Here is a 17,449-nt window from a genome sequence, read left to right as displayed (position 1 = left end):
TGGAGAACGCGATGCGGGTTCTTATCGCCGAGGACGAGCCGCTGACCGCTGCTACCCTGGCATGCATGCTCGAAAGGGCGGGATACGAGGTGCTCGCCCCCGTGGCGTCGGTCAGGGCCGTGCTGGATCAGGCGCGCCTCGGCGCGTTCGACGTCGCGCTCCTCGACGTCGAGCTGGGGCCGGGCGGCAGCGGGATCGCTGCGGCGCGCGGCTTGGCGCGCCATTTCGGGCTGCCGAGCCTGTTCGTCACGGCGCATGCGGAGAAGGCCCGCGCAGCGGCCGACGCCGCGCTCGGCGTTCTCTGCAAGCCCCTGGACCCGGTCCTGCTGGAGGCGGCGATGGCGTCCGTCCGGCTGGTCCTCGCGGGGCAGTCCCCGCAGGCCGCCGGGTTCGAACTTTTCCCCGGCGCTGCGCTCAGGCCGTTTCGAACGGCTCGCTCCCTGCGTGGCGGCTGAGTGGCCGAAGGTTGGCGAGCAGGCCGGCGAGCTCCTCGCGGGCGACGCCGTCGCTCGCCATCACCAGCTCTATGATGGGATCCTCGAGCAGTTCACGCAGGGTGAGTTCCTCGTCTCGGGGCATGCCGGTCCTCCGCTTCAGGGTCCGTCGCAGACCCGGCCCATTGAACGGCACCCCTTTGGTGTCCGTCGGGCTTCTCGTTATCCAAAGCGTGAACCCTATCGGCAGCGGGATCAACACCCCCGTGTCTGCAACCTCTGCTTTCCCCCGATTCTTTGGTACTAGTATCCTTCGCCCGATCGGCTAATCAGGATCTCGCGCTTTCCGACGTGGTTTGCTGCGCTGACCACCCCTTCGGCCTCCATGCGCTCGACCAGCCGGGCCGACCGGTTGTAGCCGATCTGCAGGCAGCGCTGGATGAAGCTGACGGATGCCTTGCGCTCGCGGATCACGAGGGCGCGGGCCTGCTCGTAAAGCTCGTCCTCGCTGCCCGCCGCGAAGGCGCCGCCGCCCTCTTCGCCGCCCGCGGCGGAGCCCTCGCCTTCGCCGACCTCCTCGTCCTCGTCCTCGGTGATCGCGTGCAGGTACTCGGGCTGGCCCTGGAGCTTGATGTGCTTCACCGCCGCCTCGACCTCGTGGTCGGAGACGAAGGGTCCGTGGACGCGCGTGATGCGGCCGCCGCCAGCCATGTAGAGCATGTCGCCCTGCCCCAGGAGTTGCTCGGCGCCCTGCTCGCCGAGGATGGTGCGGCTGTCGATCTTGGAGGTGACCTGGAAGGAGATGCGGGTCGGGAAGTTGGCCTTGATCGTGCCGGTGATCACGTCGACCGAGGGCCGCTGCGTCGCCATGATCAGGTGGATGCCCGCCGCACGGGCCATCTGCGCCAGGCGCTGGATAGCCGCCTCGATCTCCTTGCCCGCCACCAGCATCAGGTCGGCCATCTCATCGACGACCACCACGATGTAGGGCAGGGCCTTCAGCTCGATCGGCTGCTCCTCGTAGATCGGCTGCCGGCTCTGCCGGTCGAAGCCCACCTGCACCTGCTGGGTGACGGTCTCGCCCGCCGCAGCCAGCTCGGCGACCTTCTCGTTGTAGCCCTCGATGTTGCGCACGCCGAACCGCGCCATCTTGCGGTATCGGTTCTCCATCTCCCGCACGGCCCATTTCAGCGCGACGATCGCCTTCTTGGGCTCCGTCACCACCGGGGTCAGCAGGTGCGGGATGCCCTCGTAGACCGAGAGCTCCAGCATCTTCGGGTCGACCATGATGAAGCGGCACTGGTCCGGCTTCAGCCGGTACAGCAGCGACAGGATCATGGTGTTGATGGCGACCGACTTGCCCGAGCCCGTGGTGCCGGCGATCAGCAGGTGAGGCATGCGCGCCAGGTCGACGACGAGCGGCGCCCCGCCGATGTCCTTGCCCAGTGCCAGCGGCAGGCGCGACGAGGTCGCGGCGAAGGAGTCATGCGTTAGCATCTCGCGCAGGTACACGGTCTCGCGCTGCGGATTCGGCAGCTCGATGCCCATGACGCTGCGCCCGGGGACCACGGCGATACGCACCGTGATCTTGCGCATGGAGCGCGCGATGTCCTCGGCGAGGTTGATGACGCGGCTCGACTTCGTGCCGGGCGCGGGTTCCAGCTCGTAGAGCGTGACCACGGGGCCGGGGCGGACCTCCATGATCTCGCCGCGCACGCCGAAATTACGAAGGACGGTCTCGAGCTGGCGCGCGTTCGCGGCGAGTCCCACCTCGTCCGTGTCCTGATCCGGCGGCGGCGGCGGAGCGCGCAGCAGGTCCAGCGGGGGCAGCTCGTATTCCGTGTCTTCAGCCGGGGGCGCGGGGCACGCGCCCTCGGAGGAGGGGACATCGTCGGCCGCGGTGGCGGCGTGCTGCGCCTGCGCCGGAGCGTTGGTACCCGTCCGCTCGACGACGCGCAGCGAGAGATGCGCCTCGGCCCATTCCACCCCGGCGAGGAAGGCGTTGGCGGCGATCACGGCCTCGGTCTCGGCGCGCTGCCCGGTGCCATAGACGACGCGCGAGTCCGGTCCACCCGCATCGATCATTACATCCCATTCGACCGCGCCGTCCGGCCACACGTTCTGGCTCAGCCGGAACGGCTTGTCGTTCATGGCGCACCAGAGATTGAACTCCTGCGCGGATGAGATGTCCGTTCCCGGGTCGGCATCGGCACGGCCTGGGGTGTGGGTCAGGGTCGGGTCCATGGGGCCTCAGGTCAGCGGGCAAGCCCGGACAATACGGGCGCTTCGTCTAGGGCGCGTTAAAAGCCACGCCGGTCAGGTGCGGGGCGCGGCCATCGGGACGACCGTGGGCCGCTCGAGCCGGTAGGCACCGACGAGCAGCTTCGTCACGGCCTCGCCATCGTCGGACAGCGGAAGCACCAGGCGCTCCCAGGTCGAGGGCACGCCGTTGAAATCGGCGCTGTAGACACGCGCCGCCGGACGGCCCGAAGCCCTGACCGCTTCGTACTCCGCCCGCAGCAGCTCGGCCTGCGGCTCCGGCAGAGCCTCGATGGACTGGCCCATGCGGTCCTCCCCGAAGGCGTCGGCGAAGCCGCGCCCGTAGTAGGAGTAGACGAAGTCGGCCCCGCGGCGGACTTCCATCAGCAGCAGGTTGCCCAGCCAAGGGCGCAGCGCCGTCGGATCGAGCGCGGCCGTGAGCGGAAGCCCGGTGGCGCCGCCCTGCTCGAGCCACAGCGCGTAGAGGCTCAGCAGTTTCGGATGACGGAGGGTGAGGGTGTCCTGGTTCATGCTGCTTCGTCGGGGCGCCGGCATGCGTCCGGAGACAAAGCGGTAGCAGCCGGCTCCGCGCCTGCGCAAGGGATTTCGATGGGGCAGGAGGCGGCGCGCCGGCGTGGAGGTACTCCGTCTGTTCCTCCCAGCCCGGGCTGGCCCGTTTACCGATTGTTAGCGTCCGTATCAGTGTAATTGACGTGAATTCTGGACCCGCCCGGGGGTATGTCGTGAACGAGGCCGTCACCCTGTCACAAGCCGAGCTGGCGCCGACCACGGGCATCCCGACGGTGCAGCCGGCCGCCGCGCTCGCGATGCCGGAACGCAAGCTGTCGCTCCGGACCCGCCTTGCGCTGCTGGGCGTCGCCGCCCTGGCCTCCTGGGGCGTCCTCATCCTCGTGGGATACGGGGTCTATTCGCTGTTCCGGTGAGCTTCCGCCTGCGGACGGCCACCGAGAACCCGCCTCGGGCGCTCAGACGGATGCGATCGCCCGCTCGATGAGCTGGCCAAGCAGTTGCGTGCGTCGCGTCAGGCTCTGCAGGACGCCGGAGATCTCGGCGGTCGCCCCACCGGTCTGTCCAGACAGGTTCTTGACCTCGCCTGCAACGACGGCGAAGCCACGCCCGGCCTCGCCGGCGCGGGCCGCCTCGATGGTCGCGTTCAGCGCCAGCAGGTTGGTCTGCTTCGCGATCGCGTCGATCTGCTGCGCCACGGTGCCCACCTTCTCGATCTCGCTGCGCAGGCCGGCAAGCTCCCGCGCGATTTCCTGAAGCGCGCCAGACAGCTCGGCGTGTCTGTCGCTGTCGGCGGGCAGGGGCGCAGCGGGGTGCGATGCGGCGGGCAGGGACATGGATGCCTCTTGACGTGACGTGAATTCAGACGCTGGAGAGACTACCACATCCCTCGACCGGACGGTGGGGGTGACACCGTGCCGCGTCCCACTGCCGCAAAGTCGGGATGAAATCATCCTCGGCACGGCATGGCACGGCGTGTAGTCTGCGCCGCCCGCCGTTCACACGGATCCTGCTACAGACGCGCCCAGCCATGATCCTGACGCCCATCGCCTTCGCCGATCTTCCCGCCGTTCTCGACCGGTTCGCTGCGAACCTGGCGGAGGACCCCTTCGCCACTGCCGTGTTCCGGCGCATCCGCGAAAGCCTGCCGCCGAGCGGCGACACGGGGGATGCGGAGCAGCAGCGGCGCCAAGCGGTCGAGCTGGCTGCGGCAATGGGGATTCCGACCATCGACGAGGAGCCCGCAGCGGCCTTCAGCTGGGACGGCCATGCGATCCGAACCCGCAGTGAGCCCTCGGTGGTGATCCATGAGATCGCCCATTGGCAGCTCTCCCCGCCCGAGCGCCGCGCGCTCTACGACTTCGGGCTCGGCGCCGGGCCGGAGACCGGCCTGCGCGCGGAGGCCGATGCTCAGCGCGCCCTCGACGACGAGACGGCCTGGGACGAGGAGAACCTGACCTCGCTGCTCGGGATCCTCTGGGAGGTCGAACTCGGCCAGCCGGGGCTCCTGGCGTTCCTCGAGCAGAACTGGCTGGAGGGCCACGAGCGCCCCGCCGCCGCCGAGGCCTTCAGCCGTCAGCTCCGCCGGCTCCGCGCCGCCGGCTTCGTCGATGCCGAGGGCCATCCGACGCACGCATCGCGGGCGACGGGCCAAGCCGTCTGACACCGGGCCGCGGGCTCACGCGGCGGATTGGCGTGCCGCCGCGGAGACTGGCCGGCTGACCAGCAGCTTCACCATGTCCCCGAACACATGGCGGCTTTCGACGGTCTCCAGCCCGGCCGCGGGAAGGCGGGATTCATAGCTGGCGTCGTAGCGGGCGGCGAAGGCGAAGCGCAGCCAGGGCGAGACCGCGCGCATCCAGATCCGCGCCGGAGTCCGCCGCGAGGTCGTGTAATCGAGGATGCGGATGGTGCCGCCCGGACGGCAGATTCGGGCAAGCTCGCGCAGCGCCGGCTCCTGCAGGGGCTCGGGCAGCACGCAGAAGACGAAGGTCGCGACGATGTGGTCGAAATGGCCGTCCGGGAATCCGGTGTCCAGCAGGTCGCCGTGCCGGATGTCGACGCTGCGGCCGAGCCTTGCCGCGCGGGTGGCGGCACGTTCCAGCATGGCCGCGCTGTTGTCCAGGGCCACGACTTCGGAACCGTCGGGATAGAGCGGCATGTTGCAGCCCGTCCCGGCACCTGCATCGAGGATCCTCCCGGCGGTGCCGGCGAAGACCAGGCTCCGCAGGCGCCGCTTCCAGCCGACCTCGTAGGCGAAGTCCAGTGCATCGTAGAGTGGGGCGATACGGTCGTACGTCTTGCTGCTCACGGCGAACCCCTGCAGATCACTACGCCCGATGCGCTTAATGCATGTGCTCGGCCGTGTGCAACCCGCGTGTTGCGCTGCAACAAAACCTTCAAGTCGGACCGTCAGGTCGGCGTGCCGGCCGGGGCCTCGGCGCCGGCCGGCACGCCAGGCCGGCACGGAAGCGATGCAGCGCGCAGCACGTCCGCGCGCGCCCGGTCGGCCTCGGCCTCGCCCAAGCTGCGGAGGGGGCGGAGCAGGTAGGGGCTGACGGGTGCGGTCTTGCGGTCCACGGGCGGCCTCTCGCGTCGACGGAGGGCGCCAGGATGGGCGAGGCCGGCGGTGCTGGGAACGCAGGAGAGCGGCCAGCGCGCGTCGAACGCGTGGTAGGGCTGCCGGGGCCCTCGCATGGCGCGCGACCGCGGCCCGAATTGCCCCGCGCGGCCTGCGAGGGCGCGGGCGGGCTAATCGCCCCGGACGTCCTCGACCATGGATTCCAGCCGGGCGTAATCCTTGATCACCAGGTTCTGCCCCCGCTTCTCGAGGATCTTGCTCCGGGTCAGGTCGCTGAAGACGCGGGCGACGGTCTCGCGGGTCGTGCTGACGCGGCTGGCCACGTCCGCATGGACCGGGATCGGGGCGATCACGGCCGTGTTGTCGTCCTGCAGACCCGGCTTTCCCAGGCGCAGGAGTTCCGCATGCACCCGGTTGTTCGCTCCCAGCGTCGACAGGTCCATGATCCGCTCGGTCGCCGCACGCACCATGGCGGCGAGCCGGCGCATCAGCGTCAGCGCCACCTGGGGATGCCCGGCCACCATCTCGCGGAAGACCCGCGGGGGCATCAGCGCCACGAGGCAGGCGCTGATCGCGATCACCGAGGCGGAGCGCGGCTTCTCGTCGATGGCCGAGAGCTCCCCGATGAAGCCTCCGGCGTCGACGTCGTCGAAGGTGATCTCGCGGCCCGAGGCCGAGTACATCACCACCCGCACGCGGCCATCGACAACGAAGCAGACGTCGCGGGTGTCGCTGAGATGATCGATGATCTGCTCGTCGGGACGATAGCGGCGCCATGCGCATTGGCGCGCCAGGACCGCACGCTCCTCCGGGCGCAGGGGCGCCAGCAGCTCGATCCGCTCGAGGGATTGGGTGTTCGACTCCGGCACGACCGCACCTTCTCTTGAGGCCGCCCAGCATACAAGGCGACGCGACGGGAGCAAGCCTCGCGCCGGCCATTGCCCCTGCCCGCGCCTTGGGACAGTATCGGCGGGTACCAGAATGCGGCAGAAGCGTTGACCGACAGCCAGGCCCCGGAGCATGACGCCCATCCGGACGGACGCCCCTCGCTGGGGCTCACCGGGCGAATCAGGGCCTATTTCCTCGCGGGCGTGCTCGTGACGGCCCCGATCTCCATCACCCTCTACCTGGCCTGGCTTCTGGTCGTGACTGTGGATGGCGCCGTCACGCCCCTGATCCCGGAGCGCTACGATCCGCGCGCATTCCTGCCTTTCGGCCTGCCTGGCCTGGGCCTCGTCCTGGCGGTGGTCGGCCTCACCCTGATCGGCATGTTCACGGCCGGCTATCTCGGCCGGCTGATCCTGAGGGGCGGCGAGGCTCTGGTCGCGCGGATGCCGGTGATCCGCTCGTTCTACGGCGCGACCAAGCAGATCTTCGAGACGGTCCTGGCGAACCAGTCGACGGCCTTCCGCGAGGTCGTGCTGATCGAGTATCCCCGGCGCGGCACATGGACATTGGCCTTCGTGACAGGCGTACCCCAGGGCAACGTCCAGAAGGCCGGGGGCGGCGATCTCGTCAGCGTCTTCGTGCCGACGACGCCGAACCCGACCTCGGGCTTCCTCCTGTTCCTGCCGCGCGCGGAGGTGCATGCGCTCGCCATGGGTGTCGAGGACGGGCTCAAGCTCGTCGTCTCCGGCGGTCTCGTCACCCCTCCCGAGAAGCCGGCCGCGACCGTCGCCGCGCCGGCGCCCGTCGACGCCTGACCCGGGCGGAACTCCTGTCTCAGGCGAGCCGGCTCACCGTCTCTGCCAGCTCCTCGGGCGGGAAGGGCTTCGCCAGGAAGCCGTAGGGCCGGATCGACTGCATGCCGCGCCGGAGCCAGCCGTCGATGTTGCCGCTGACGAAGAGCGAGCGGATGCCGTGCCCGATATAGGCATGGACCGCAACGTCGAGGCCGCTGCCGCCGCGGCCGAGGTCCACATCGACCAGCAGCGCATCGGGGAGGGCCGTCTCGATCAGATGGAAGGCCTCCTGCGCTGTGCCCGCGGTGCCGACCACCTCGTGCTCGAGATCCTCGATCATCTGGCGGAGCAGCTCCGCCACAGCCTCGTCGTCCTCGATCACCAGGAATCGCATGCGTCCACCATCCGTCAGGCCCCGCGCGGCGATGTTGGGACAGGGCGCCCGCGGGTGTCTCGCCGCATCGTGCTGCCCTTACGGTAGAGGCTGCGGCCAAGGGCCGGCGCGTGCTCAGCCCGAGCGGAGATAACGCACCGCCTGATCGCGCTCGAACAGGTAGAGCAGGGTGCGCAGGGCCTGTCCGCGCGGGGTCTCGAGCTCGGGATCCCGCTCGAGCTGCAGGCTGGCATCGTCGCGGGCGACGGCCAGCAGATCGCCATGCACGGCGAGATCCGCCAGCCGGAACTCGGGCAGACCGCTCTGGCGCGTCCCCAGCACCTCGCCCGCCCCGCGCAGGCGCAGGTCCTCCTCGGCGATCCGGAAGCCGTCCTCGGTCTCGCGAAGGATCGCGAGTCGCGCGCGGGCCGTCGGCCCCAGCGGCTGGTCGAACAGCAGAAGGCAGGTCGATGCGCCCGCGCCACGGCCCACCCGCCCGCGGAGCTGGTGGAGCTGCGCGAGCCCGAAGCGCTCGGCGTGCTCGACGACCATGACCGTCGCCTCGGGGACGTTCACGCCGACCTCGATCACGGTGGTCGCCACCAGCACGTCGATGGAGCCCGCCGCGAAGGCGGCCATCACGGCATCCTTCTCCGACGGCTTCATCTTGCCGTGCACGAGCCCGACCCGCGAGCCCAGCGCTCCCAGCAGGTAGGCGTGCCGCTCGGTCGCGGCGGCCAGGTCGATCTGCTCGGATTCCTCGACCAGCGGGCACACCCAGTAGGCGCGCGCGCCCTCGGCGATCTTGCGGCGGATGCCCGCGACGACCTCCTCCAACCGGTCGATTGGGATCGTGCGCGTGTCCACGGGTTTGCGGCCGGGCGGCTTCTCGGTCAGCCGAGAGACGTCCATGTCGCCATAGGCCGTCAGGGTCAGCGTCCGCGGAATCGGCGTCGCGGTCATCACCAGCACGTCGACGCCGCGCCCCTTGTTGGAGAGCTGGAGGCGCTGGTGAACGCCGAAGCGGTGCTGCTCGTCGATGACCGCGAGGCCGAGATCGGCGAAGCCGACCTCGTCCTGGAACAGAGCGTGGGTCCCGATCAGGATGCCGATCCGGCCCGCCGCGAGCCGTTCGAGAAGCTGGGCCCGCGCCTTGCCCTTGTCGCGCGAGGTCAGGACGGCGACCTCGATGCCGGCTGCGGCGCAGAGCGGCGTCAGCGTCTCCAGGTGCTGCCGCGCGAGGATCTCGGTCGGCGCCATCAGCGCCGCCTGGTGCCCCGCCTCCACGGCGTTCAGCATGGCGAGCAGCGCGACCACCGTCTTGCCGCTGCCCACGTCGCCCTGGAGCAGGCGCAGCATGCGCCGCTCCGCCGCCATGTCGGCGTAAATCTCGTCCAGCGCCTGGCCCTGCGCGCCGGTCAGCGCGTAGGGCAGCGCCTCCAGGACCCGGGCGCGCAGCGAGCCGTCGCCTCGCACCGCACGCCCGGCAAGGCGCCGCTGCTGGCGGCGCACCAGCGCGAGCGCGAGTTGGTTGGCCAGCAGCTCGTCATAGGCCAGGCGCCGTCGGGCCGGCGCCTCAAGGCTCAGGTCCGCCTCGTCCTGGGGCGCGTGCACGGCGACCAGCGCGGGCTTCCAGCGTGGCCAGCCCTGGCGCTGGAACCAGTGCTCGTCCTGCCATTCCGGGAGCTCGGGCACGGCCGCGAGCGCGGTCTGGACGGCCTTGCGCAGAACTTTCGATGCGAGCCCGGCGACCAGCGGGTAGACGGTCTCCACGCCCTGGATCGTCTCGGCCTCCTCCAGCGGAGCGACCTGGTCGGGATGGGCCATCTGCGCACGGCCGTTGAACCATTCCACACGCCCGGAGACCACGACCCAGGCGCCGATCGGGAACAGGGCGGACAGCCAGCCGGGTTGCCCGCGGAAATAGGTCAGCTCGACCGTCCCCGTCTCGTCGGAGGCGCAGACCCTGTAGGGCTGGCGGTTGGTCGCGGGCGCCATGTGGCGATCGACGCGGACGGTCAACGTGCATACCGCGCCGTCGGGCGCCTCGGCGACCTTGGGGGCCAAGCGCCGGTCAACGATGGACGAGGGCAGGTGCCACAGCAGGTCGAGCACGTGCGGCCCCGCCAGCTTCTCGACGAGCTTGGCGAGCTTGGGCCCGAGCCCGCGGATCGATCCGACGGGCGCGAAGAGCGGATAGAGGATGGCGGGGCGCAAGGGTGGTCAGGTGACAGCGGCGGAGCTGGGCTCTATATCCTAGGCCGACCATCCTGCAAGAGCTAGATCGATGACCGTCGCGACCTCCGGCGATGCGCTAGAGAACCGCCGTAAGCGCCTGATTTTCCGCAGTTGGCATCGCGGCACCCGCGAGATCGACCTGATCATGGGCGCCTTCGCGGAGCAGCACGTGCCCGGCTTCGGCGCGGCCGAGATCGCCGAATACGAGGCGCTTCTCGATCTGCCGGACCTCGACGTCTACGACTGGCTGGTGCTGCGCGTCCCCGTGGCGCCGGAGCATGACGGTCCCGTCGTCCGGCTCCTGCTTGACTTCGTCCAGAATCGCAATCAAGCCTGACAAGCCTTTGCCAAAGAACATAAAGATCGAAGCTGCCGGTGACCGGCTGCTGGTCGCCGGAGCGCCCGAGGGCCATGATGCCCGCGTCCTCGCGGATCTCGCGCTCCGGGAGCCGCTGGTCCATGTCGCGCTCGACGACATCCGACTCGCGAAGCTGGCCGAGGCACTCGCATTCTTCGCGCCCGAGCTGGAGGTGGTGCAGTTCCCCGCCTGGGATTGCCTGCCCTATGACCGCGTGTCGCCCAACGGCGAGATCCTGAGCCGGCGCGTCGAGGCGCTGACGGCGCTGCTCGCCCCCGCGTCCGGCCCCCGGGTGGTGCTGACCACCGTCAACGCCCTGGTGCAGAAGGTTCCCCCGCGCGCCGCCTTCGCGGCCGCGAGCTTCACGGCCAGGATCGGGGACCGGATCGACCTCGAGCGGCTGCAGAAGTATCTCGCCGACAACGGATACGTGCGGGCGCAGACCGTGCGCGAGCCCGGCGAGTTCGCCGTGCGCGGCGGCATCGTCGACCTGTTCCCGCCCGGCACGGACGAGCCCCTGCGCCTGGACCTCTTCGGGGACGAGCTGGAAGCGATCCGGCGCTTCGACCCGTTGAGCCAGCGCACCACGGACAAGCGCGACACCTTCGTCCTCAAGCCTGTCTCGGAGGTCTTCCTGGACGAGGCGTCGGTCGCGCGGTTCCGCGCGGGCTACCGGGAGCTGTTCGGGGCCGTGCTGGACGACGATCCGCTCTACGAGGCCATCAGCGCCGGCCGGCGCCATGCCGGCATGGAGCACTGGACGCCGCTTTTCCATTCCGGGATGGAAACGCTGCTGGACTATGTCGGGGGCTCGGTCACGCTGGACCCGCGCGCAGAGGAGGCGCTCGACGCGCGGCTGGTCCAGATCGCCGACTTCTATCACGCCCGGCGCACGCTGCAGGCCACTGAGAAGAAGGCCAATGTCCCGGTCTACAAGCCGGTCCCGCCGGACCGGCTGTATCTCGACCGCGCCGCCTGGGACGCGCTGCTGCAGACGCGCCCCGTGGGGCAGCTCTCGCCCTTTGCCCTCCCCGAGGGAGCGGCCGGGGTGGATGCCGGCGGACGCCGCGGCCGGGACTTCGCCGATGCGCGGGCACTGCCGGACGTCAATGTCTACGACGTCCTGCGCCAGGTGATCGAGGACCTCCAGCGCGCGGACCGCCGCGTGCTGATCGCGGCCTACAGCCAGGGTGCCCGGGACCGGATGCTGACCGTCCTGCGCGAGCATGGGATCGAGCGGGTCCAGGCAGTGGAAACCTGGGATGCCGCCCGGCGGCTGGACCAGCGCACCGCCGCGCTGGTGGTGCTCGGGATCGAGACGGGCTTCGCGTCGCCCGACCTTTCGGTGATCACAGAGCAGGACATCCTGGGCGACCGAATGGCGCGCCCGGCCCGCCGGAAGAAGCGCGCCCAGAACTTCATCGCCGAGCTGTCCAGCCTGAACGAGGGCGACCTGGTGGTGCACGTCGATCACGGCATCGGCCGGTTCGAGGGGCTCGAGACGATCGAGGTCACGGGCGCCCCCCACGACTGCCTGCGGATCATCTACGAGGGCGGGGACAAGCTCTACCTTCCGGTCGAGAATCTGGAGCTGCTCTCGCGCTACGGCTCCGACGAGGCCGGTGCCCATCTGGACAAGCTGGGCGGCGTCGCCTGGCAGGCGCGAAAGGCCCGCGTCAAGAAGCGCATCAAGGACATGGCCGACGCGCTCCTGCGCATCGCCGCCGAGCGCGAGTTGCGCCGCGCCGATCCCGTCCACGTTCCCGAGGGCGTCTACGCCGAGTTCGCGGCGCGCTTTCCCTATCCCGAGACCGAGGACCAGCTCAGGGCCATCGAGGAGGTGCTGGAGGATCTCTCCTCCGGCAAGCCCATGGACCGTCTGGTCTGCGGCGATGTCGGATTCGGCAAGACCGAGGTGGCGCTGCGCGCGGCCTTCGTGGCGGCCATGTCGGGTCACCAGGTGGCCGTTGTGGTCCCGACGACGCTGCTGGCCCGGCAGCACTTCCGCAATTTCGAGCGCCGCTTCGCCGGGCTGCCGATCCGGATCGGCCAGCTTTCGCGCCTCGTCACGGCCAAGGAGGCGAAGCAGTACAAGGACGGGCTCGCGGACGGCTCTCTGGACATCGTGGTCGGGACCCACGCGCTCCTGGCGAAGGGCGTCTCCTTCAAGCGGCTGGGCCTCGTCATCGTGGACGAGGAGCAGCATTTCGGCGTGAAGCAGAAGGAGCGGCTGAAGGAGCTGCGCGCCGATGTACATGTGCTGACGCTGACGGCGACGCCGATTCCCCGCACGCTCCAGATGGCCCTGTCGGGCGTGCGCGAGCTGAGCCTGATCACCACCGCGCCGGTCGACCGCCTCGCCGTCCGCACCTTCGTGCTGCCCTACGACCCCGTCGTGGTGCGCGAGGCGATCCTGCGCGAGCATTTCCGGGGCGGGCAGACCTTCTACGTCTGTCCGCGCCTCGAGGACCTGCCGAAGGTCCAGGAGCGGCTTCGCGAGCTCGTTCCGGAGGTGAAGGTCGTGGTCGCCCACGGCCAGATGCCGGCCTCGGAGCTGGAAGAGGTGATGACCGCCTTCGACGAGGGCAGGTTCAACGTGCTGCTCTCGACCAACATCGTCGAGAGCGGGCTCGACATCCCGAACGCCAACACGCTGATCATCCACCGGGCGGACCTGTTCGGCCTGGCCCAGCTCTACCAGCTCCGCGGGCGCGTCGGGCGCGCCAAGGTCCGCGCCTATGCCTACCTGACCTATGCGCCGCGGACCGTGCTCTCGACGACGGCACAGCAGCGGCTGCATGTCATCGAGACGCTGGACAGCCTCGGGGCCGGATTCCAGCTCGCCAGCCACGACATGGACATCCGCGGCGCCGGAAACCTGCTGGGCGAGGAGCAGTCGGGCCACATCAAGGAGGTCGGCGTCGAACTCTATCAGCACCTGCTGGAGGAGGCGGTGGCCGCTGCCCGGGCAGGCGTCGATGCCGGGGCGGGCGAGGGGGGCGAGGCCTGGACGCCGACCATCAATCTCGGCATGCCGGTCCTGATCCCGGAGACCTACGTCGCAGACCTCAACGTCCGGCTCGGGCTGTATCGCCGCCTCTCGGACCTGGTCGACCGCGCCGAGGTGGACGCCTTCGCGGCCGAGCTGATCGACCGCTTCGGCCCCCTTCCGGCGGAGGTCGAGAACCTGCTCCAGGTGATCGCGATCAAGCAGCTCTGCCGGCAGGCGCATGTGGAGCGGGTCGACGCCGGACCCAAGGGGGCGCTGCTGTCCTTCCGCGCCAACAGCTTCCCCCATCCCGACCGGCTGGTTGTCTATATCGGCAAGCAGGCGGGCACGGTGAAGCTGCGGCCCGACTTCAAGCTCGTGCTCTCGCGCTCCTGGGACGAGACGGCACAACGGGTCAAGGGCGTGCACCGCCTGATGCAGGATCTCGCCAAGCTCGCGGCGTGAGGCCGGCACGGACCCCGCATCAGGACAGGCGGCTCATCGCTGCCTCCTCCGTGCCGAGATCGAGCAGCGGCAGGAAGGCGACTGGCTCCTGCGCGCCGGCGAGCGCGTAGCGGCGGTCGAAGACGTAGCAGGGCACCGCCTGGATGCCGAGCTGGCGGGCCAGGGTCTCGGCGGTGCGGACGGCGGCGGTCTCCTCGTCGCCATCCAGGAAGCGGCGCGATTCGGCGGGGTCGAGTCCGACGGCCGCCGCGCGCTCCGCAAGAAGGTCGCGGTCGCCGAGGTCCTGGCCCTCGACGAAATAGGCCCGGAACAGCATGTCGACCAGCGCATCGCCGGCTCCCAGAGCGTCGGCCCGACGCACGAGCCGATGGGCATCCAGCGTGTTCGGCGTGCGCCGGATGCGGTCCAGGGCGATGGTCAGCCCGTCGCGCTGGGCCGTCTCCTCGATCACCGCATAGACCTGGCGCGCCCGCTCGGCCCCCCCGAACTTGGCCGAGAGATAGGCGAAGCGGTCCATTCCGCGGGCGGGCATCTCGGGATTCAGCTCGAAGGGCTGCCAGCGCCGGTCGAAGGCGAGGCCCGGCCGCTCGGCCATGGCGCGGTCCAGCCGGTGCTTGCCGATGTAGCACCAGGGGCAGATCAGGTCGGCGTAGACTTCGATCAGCATGTGACTTCGATCAGCATGTCGGGGCCCGCATGGACGTCCGAGGTTGTCCCGCGCAACCCGGCGGCAGGGGGCTGTCGCCGGCCTAACGGTCCGTTAACCCTCTCGCCTCGACACTCATGCGGTCAAGGGCGAGGTCAGATGTCCGAATCCTACGCAGCGCGGAAAGTCCGCGAAGCCCTGGCAGCGGCGGATGGAAGCCGCGCCCGGGCGCAGAGGCTCCTGCTGGCCGCCGCCGTCGAGGACGAGCGGCTGCTAAAGGCGTTGGTGGCGCCCTTCATGAAGGCGATCGTGACGGCGGCGGTGGACAAGGCCGCGCGTGCCGCGCGCCAGCCCAAGCGCGAGCTGCCGCCGGAGGCGCTCGACCGCGTGCTCGACCAGATGGCCGCGCGTCAGGCCGCACCGGCGCCGATGCCGCGCCGCGCCTTGTCGGCCCCGTCGCCCGCGGCGGCCCAGACCGCCCCGGGCATCTCCCTGGGCACGCTGAACACGCCCCCGCCGACAAAGGCCGGCGACCGGCACGTCCAGACCATGAAGGCGCTGGCGCTGTTGTACAAGCGGCAGCGAGACCGCTGAACGGCCGCGCGGCGCGGCCTCAGCGGAACGAGGCTCGCCCCGCCGAGGGGCCGGGTTCCTCCGAGGCTCGCCGCACCACCTCGCGCGAGAAGGTGCTGGTAACCGGCTGCGCCCGCCCGCCATAGGGGTTCGGCGCCGGGTAGCACTCCACGTCCGCCAGCGTGCGGTAGCAGTAGATCGCCTCGCGCGTCACGGTCACGGGCTCGGGGTAGGGCTGGCAGTAGCGGCCTGTCTCGAGATAGGTCGTCGTCCGGCAGTCCTGGTCCCGGTAGTAGGAAACGGCGTGGTCCGTAATCGTCTTGTCGGTGGCGATCAGCACGCCGATGTCGGCCGCCGTCACGGCGGGCAGGGGAGCGACCGCGTCCGAGCATCCCGCGAGCAGGAGGCCGGCGCACAGGGCAAGTGTGGCGCGGATCAGCGGAGAAGCACGCATTGGCGCATCCTGCATTGCACGAGGACGTGGAGGTTCTTCCCGCCGGCGCAGTTCACCTTGAAGACGGTCTCGCCCTGCCCGCCGGCGATCTGGCGCAGCGTCTCCACCTTGCCGGGCTGGCAGTTGGCGGCCCGGGCAACGTCGCGGGCCTCCGCCTGATCGGCCGCGGCGGCGCCGGGCGCGAGCACCACGGCGAGAGCCAGCGCGGCGGCGAGGCCTGCGCCCAGCGGGGTGGGGGAGAACGGGGTTCGGGAGGGCAGGGCGGTCGGGCGCGGCATGGTTCAAAAAGGCTCCGTCCACGACTATCGACCAGCCCGGGTTAACACAAGACGAATGCCGCCGATCGCGGGACAGGGCGGAGCAGGGCGGCAGTTTTCTCAGGAAAGCGCCGGAAGCCCTTGATCTCTAACGGGAATATGCCATTCTCGAGCTCTCCAGCCTGTGTTGCCCCTGAGCTTATACATCGGTTATCCACAGGGGCGGTTTTCCACCACTTATCCACAGGCACGGTTTTCCCCGTTTATCCACAGGCAGGGCGCCGAGGGCCTTATCCACAGGCTGGGTATATGCTGCAGTGCAGCAAACTTGCCTCGTGCTCTCCGTGCAACACCTCTGCGCCACTCGACTCCGTATCCGGATACGCATAGCGTCATGCGGTTCCGCTCGCATGGAGTCCCGGCACCCGTGGATACGATCGGCAACCGGATACGAACCCTCCGACTTGCGAAGGGCTGGTCGCTCCAGCAGCTCGCGACCCGCGTCGGCGCGTCCAAGCCCCAGATCGACAAGCTCGAGAAGGGGACTCGCCGCCTGACCGCAGACTGGCAGGAACGCATCGCGACGGCGCTGGGTGTCGACCGCGCGGCGCTGCTGGCCCCTGCCCGGCCGACCGAGGTGCCAGCGCGCCCGGCTCCGGCGGCTCCCGCGGTGCTGGATACGGATCCGCGGCGCCAGGACACGCGCTCGGATACGTTGGATACGGCGTATCCGGAATCGTCTCCGACCGTATCCGTCGTGTCCGGAAATACGTCTGGAGCCGTATCCAGCATGGCGGGCGACTCGGATACGCTTCCGCTGCGGGGCTTCGGGCGCATCGGGCCGCGCGGACAGCCTGTCGGGGTGCTGCTCAGCCCGTCGGAAGCGCCCGAGCATGTCTGGATGCCGGCGCCGCTCGCGGGTGTCGCCGGCGCCTATGCCGTGCGGATGCCGGACACGAGCATGGTGCCGCGGTACCAGCCGGGCCAGCTCCTGTTCGTGCATCCGTACCGCACGCCGCGGGTTGGAGATCCCGTGGTCGTGCTGCTCGGCGACGGGCGCTTCGTGGTCGGGCTGCTGGCGACCGCCGGCGGCGAGAACGTCGTGATCGAGCGGCTGGCGCCGCCCGGACGGGTCGCCGTCCAGGCCTCGCTGGTCCGAGGCGTAGAGCGGATCGTACTGGTGGAGGAGCCCTGACCGTTCGCCATGTCACGAACCCGGTTGCCGGCTGTTGGCATCTGAATGGACCCCACCGCTGGGATTCCGAGGAGCCCGTGATGGCGAGGCAGACCGAAGGTCAGAAGGAAACCGTTGCGCGGGTGATGCACGAGTTCAAGCAGGGCGAGCTCGAGACCCGTGGCGGCCGCAAGGTCAGGAACCCGAGGCAGGCGATCGCGATCGCGCTGAGTGAGGCCGGCGCCTCACGCGAGGTCGATGAGGCGACCAACCGGCGCAACCGCCTGCGGACCCGGCGGCGGGAGCGGGCGGCCGAGCGACAGGACGGCACCGGCGCGATGACCAAGGCGGAACTCTACGCCGAAGCCCGGCGCCGCGATGTCCGCGGGCGCTCGCGCATGAGCAAGGAGCAGTTGGTCAGAGCACTTCGGAGCTGAG

Annotated in this window: 21 protein-coding genes; 9 read left to right on the top strand and 12 right to left on the bottom strand. The window is 70.0% G+C overall.

The genetic code is table 11. From position 1 onward, the window contains the following. Positions 1-11: 11 nt before the first annotated feature. A complete protein-coding gene (locus tag JUB13_RS11155) occupies positions 12-455 on the top strand; it encodes a response regulator (protein WP_207478878.1) in 444 nt (147 codons plus the stop codon). Here the strand turns inward: JUB13_RS11155 and JUB13_RS11150 are convergent. The 3 genes from JUB13_RS11150 to JUB13_RS11140 form a co-directional block, all read right to left on the bottom strand. Then, complete coding sequence (locus JUB13_RS11150; RefSeq protein WP_207478877.1) at positions 415-579, bottom strand: hypothetical protein; 165 nt, start codon at positions 577-579, stop codon at positions 415-417. The two genes, JUB13_RS11155 and JUB13_RS11150, sit on opposite strands and share 41 nt — an antisense overlap. A 158-nt stretch (positions 580-737) precedes the next feature. Further along, entirely contained in the window at positions 738-2,678 is a 1,941-nt protein-coding gene (locus JUB13_RS11145) for a DNA translocase FtsK (protein ID WP_207478876.1), read from the bottom strand. A 72-nt stretch (positions 2,679-2,750) separates the two neighbouring features. After that, a complete protein-coding gene (locus JUB13_RS11140) occupies positions 2,751-3,224 on the bottom strand; it encodes a PAS domain-containing protein (RefSeq protein WP_207478875.1) in 474 nt (157 codons plus the stop codon). A gap of 212 nt (positions 3,225-3,436) precedes the next feature. Here JUB13_RS11140 and JUB13_RS11135 point away from each other — a divergent pair, with 212 nt between their 5' ends. Next, positions 3,437-3,637 carry a hypothetical protein gene (locus tag JUB13_RS11135; protein ID WP_207478874.1) on the top strand — a complete coding sequence of 67 codons (201 nt, stop codon included), beginning with the start codon at positions 3,437-3,439 and terminating at the stop codon, positions 3,635-3,637. 42 nt (positions 3,638-3,679) lie between these two features. Here the strand turns inward: JUB13_RS11135 and JUB13_RS32005 are convergent, their stop codons facing one another. Further along, positions 3,680-4,057 carry a methyl-accepting chemotaxis protein gene (locus tag JUB13_RS32005; protein WP_207478873.1) on the bottom strand — a complete coding sequence of 126 codons (378 nt, stop codon included), beginning with the start codon at positions 4,055-4,057 and terminating at the stop codon, positions 3,680-3,682. Positions 4,058-4,251: 194 nt separating this feature from the next. Here JUB13_RS32005 and JUB13_RS11125 point away from each other — a divergent pair, with 194 nt between their 5' ends. Then, positions 4,252-4,884 carry a hypothetical protein gene (locus tag JUB13_RS11125; protein ID WP_207478872.1) on the top strand — a complete coding sequence of 211 codons (633 nt, stop codon included), beginning with the start codon at positions 4,252-4,254 and terminating at the stop codon, positions 4,882-4,884. A 15-nt stretch (positions 4,885-4,899) separates the two neighbouring features. On the opposite strand, the gene JUB13_RS11120 is transcribed toward JUB13_RS11125, so the two are convergent. The 3 genes from JUB13_RS11120 to JUB13_RS11110 all read right to left on the bottom strand — a co-directional run bounded on the left by JUB13_RS11120 (position 4,900) and on the right by JUB13_RS11110 (position 6,671). Continuing rightward, positions 4,900-5,532 (bottom strand): class I SAM-dependent methyltransferase, encoded by a 633-nt coding sequence (locus tag JUB13_RS11120; RefSeq protein ID WP_328702916.1) that lies wholly within the window; start codon positions 5,530-5,532, stop codon positions 4,900-4,902. A gap of 101 nt (positions 5,533-5,633) precedes the next feature. Beyond that, complete coding sequence (locus JUB13_RS11115; RefSeq protein WP_207478871.1) at positions 5,634-5,801, bottom strand: hypothetical protein; 168 nt, start codon at positions 5,799-5,801, stop codon at positions 5,634-5,636. A gap of 171 nt (positions 5,802-5,972) precedes the next feature. Next, positions 5,973-6,671, bottom strand: a complete 699-nt coding sequence (locus JUB13_RS11110) for a Crp/Fnr family transcriptional regulator (protein WP_328702915.1) — start codon at positions 6,669-6,671, stop codon at positions 5,973-5,975. A gap of 126 nt (positions 6,672-6,797) precedes the next feature. On the opposite strand from JUB13_RS11110, the gene JUB13_RS11105 reads away from it, so the two are divergent. Then, a complete protein-coding gene (locus tag JUB13_RS11105) occupies positions 6,798-7,505 on the top strand; it encodes a DUF502 domain-containing protein (RefSeq protein WP_207478869.1) in 708 nt (235 codons plus the stop codon). Positions 7,506-7,524: 19 nt separating this feature from the next. Here the strand turns inward: JUB13_RS11105 and JUB13_RS11100 are convergent, their stop codons facing one another. After that, the gene (locus tag JUB13_RS11100; RefSeq protein ID WP_207478868.1) at positions 7,525-7,878 is read right to left on the bottom strand and encodes a response regulator; all 354 of its coding nucleotides are present in this window, start codon (positions 7,876-7,878) and stop codon (positions 7,525-7,527) included. Between the two features lie 114 nt (positions 7,879-7,992). Beyond that, on the bottom strand, positions 7,993-10,074 hold the full coding sequence (gene recG, locus JUB13_RS11095) for an ATP-dependent DNA helicase RecG (protein ID WP_207478867.1): 2,082 nt from the start codon (positions 10,072-10,074) through the stop codon (positions 7,993-7,995). A 70-nt stretch (positions 10,075-10,144) separates the two neighbouring features. On the opposite strand from recG, the gene JUB13_RS11090 reads away from it, so the two are divergent. Then, a complete protein-coding gene (locus JUB13_RS11090) occupies positions 10,145-10,432 on the top strand; it encodes an FAD assembly factor SdhE (protein ID WP_207478866.1) in 288 nt (95 codons plus the stop codon). A 7-nt stretch (positions 10,433-10,439) separates the two neighbouring features. After that, positions 10,440-13,907 (top strand): transcription-repair coupling factor, encoded by a 3,468-nt coding sequence (mfd, locus tag JUB13_RS11085; protein ID WP_236024880.1) that lies wholly within the window; start codon positions 10,440-10,442, stop codon positions 13,905-13,907. Between the two features lie 19 nt (positions 13,908-13,926). On the opposite strand, the gene JUB13_RS11080 is transcribed toward mfd, so the two are convergent. Next, positions 13,927-14,574, bottom strand: coding sequence for a DsbA family oxidoreductase (locus JUB13_RS11080; protein WP_207478864.1), 648 nt, complete (start codon positions 14,572-14,574; stop codon positions 13,927-13,929). A 138-nt stretch (positions 14,575-14,712) separates the two neighbouring features. Here JUB13_RS11080 and JUB13_RS11075 point away from each other — a divergent pair, with 138 nt between their 5' ends. Further along, positions 14,713-15,147 (top strand): hypothetical protein, encoded by a 435-nt coding sequence (locus tag JUB13_RS11075; protein WP_207478863.1) that lies wholly within the window; start codon positions 14,713-14,715, stop codon positions 15,145-15,147. Positions 15,148-15,166: 19 nt separating this feature from the next. Here the strand turns inward: JUB13_RS11075 and JUB13_RS11070 are convergent, their stop codons facing one another. Together JUB13_RS11070 and JUB13_RS11065 are read right to left on the bottom strand one after the other, a co-directional pair. Beyond that, positions 15,167-15,580: a hypothetical protein gene (locus JUB13_RS11070; protein WP_207478862.1), complete on the bottom strand. Its 414-nt coding sequence runs from the start codon at positions 15,578-15,580 to the stop codon at positions 15,167-15,169. Then, positions 15,562-15,858, bottom strand: a complete 297-nt coding sequence (locus JUB13_RS11065; protein ID WP_207478861.1) for a hypothetical protein — start codon at positions 15,856-15,858, stop codon at positions 15,562-15,564. Before JUB13_RS11065 ends, JUB13_RS11070 begins: the two co-directional genes overlap by 19 nt. A gap of 406 nt (positions 15,859-16,264) precedes the next feature. Between JUB13_RS11065 and JUB13_RS11060 the strand changes: the two genes are divergently transcribed. Both JUB13_RS11060 and JUB13_RS11055 read left to right on the top strand, forming a co-directional pair. Beyond that, positions 16,265-17,032 (top strand): helix-turn-helix domain-containing protein, encoded by a 768-nt coding sequence (locus JUB13_RS11060; protein WP_207478860.1) that lies wholly within the window; start codon positions 16,265-16,267, stop codon positions 17,030-17,032. An 80-nt stretch (positions 17,033-17,112) separates the two neighbouring features. Continuing rightward, positions 17,113-17,448, top strand: a complete 336-nt coding sequence (locus JUB13_RS11055) for a DUF6496 domain-containing protein (RefSeq protein WP_207478859.1) — start codon at positions 17,113-17,115, stop codon at positions 17,446-17,448. The last annotated feature ends 1 nt before the right edge of the window (position 17,449 follow it).

This window comes from Arenibaculum pallidiluteum (assembly GCF_017355985.1).
GTDB classification, from domain to species: domain Bacteria; phylum Pseudomonadota; class Alphaproteobacteria; order Azospirillales; family Azospirillaceae; genus Arenibaculum; species Arenibaculum pallidiluteum.
Note: the sequence above shows the minus strand (reverse complement) of the source record. Positions and strands in the feature narration are given on the sequence as shown.

What these genes read in the sequence shown, in the direction of transcription:
- JUB13_RS11145 (WP_207478876.1), bottom strand. Translation starts at nt 2,678, where the DNA reads ATGGACCCGACCCTGACCCACACCCCAGGCCGTGCCGATGCCGACCCG.
- JUB13_RS11080 (WP_207478864.1), bottom strand. Translation starts at nt 14,574, where the DNA reads ATGCTGATCGAAGTCTACGCCGACCTGATCTGCCCCTGGTGCTACATC.
- JUB13_RS11150 (WP_207478877.1), bottom strand. Translation starts at nt 579, where the DNA reads ATGCCCCGAGACGAGGAACTCACCCTGCGTGAACTGCTCGAGGATCCC.
- JUB13_RS11070 (WP_207478862.1), bottom strand. Translation starts at nt 15,580, where the DNA reads ATGCGTGCTTCTCCGCTGATCCGCGCCACACTTGCCCTGTGCGCCGGC.
- JUB13_RS32005 (WP_207478873.1), bottom strand. Translation starts at nt 4,057, where the DNA reads ATGTCCCTGCCCGCCGCATCGCACCCCGCTGCGCCCCTGCCCGCCGAC.
- JUB13_RS11075 (WP_207478863.1), top strand. Translation starts at nt 14,713, where the DNA reads ATGTCCGAATCCTACGCAGCGCGGAAAGTCCGCGAAGCCCTGGCAGCG.
- JUB13_RS11155 (WP_207478878.1), top strand. Translation starts at nt 12, where the DNA reads ATGCGGGTTCTTATCGCCGAGGACGAGCCGCTGACCGCTGCTACCCTG.
- JUB13_RS11065 (WP_207478861.1), bottom strand. Translation starts at nt 15,858, where the DNA reads ATGCCGCGCCCGACCGCCCTGCCCTCCCGAACCCCGTTCTCCCCCACC.
- JUB13_RS11090 (WP_207478866.1), top strand. Translation starts at nt 10,145, where the DNA reads ATGACCGTCGCGACCTCCGGCGATGCGCTAGAGAACCGCCGTAAGCGC.
- JUB13_RS11140 (WP_207478875.1), bottom strand. Translation starts at nt 3,224, where the DNA reads ATGAACCAGGACACCCTCACCCTCCGTCATCCGAAACTGCTGAGCCTC.
- JUB13_RS11055 (WP_207478859.1), top strand. Translation starts at nt 17,113, where the DNA reads ATGGCGAGGCAGACCGAAGGTCAGAAGGAAACCGTTGCGCGGGTGATG.
- JUB13_RS11100 (WP_207478868.1), bottom strand. Translation starts at nt 7,878, where the DNA reads ATGCGATTCCTGGTGATCGAGGACGACGAGGCTGTGGCGGAGCTGCTC.
- JUB13_RS11125 (WP_207478872.1), top strand. Translation starts at nt 4,252, where the DNA reads ATGATCCTGACGCCCATCGCCTTCGCCGATCTTCCCGCCGTTCTCGAC.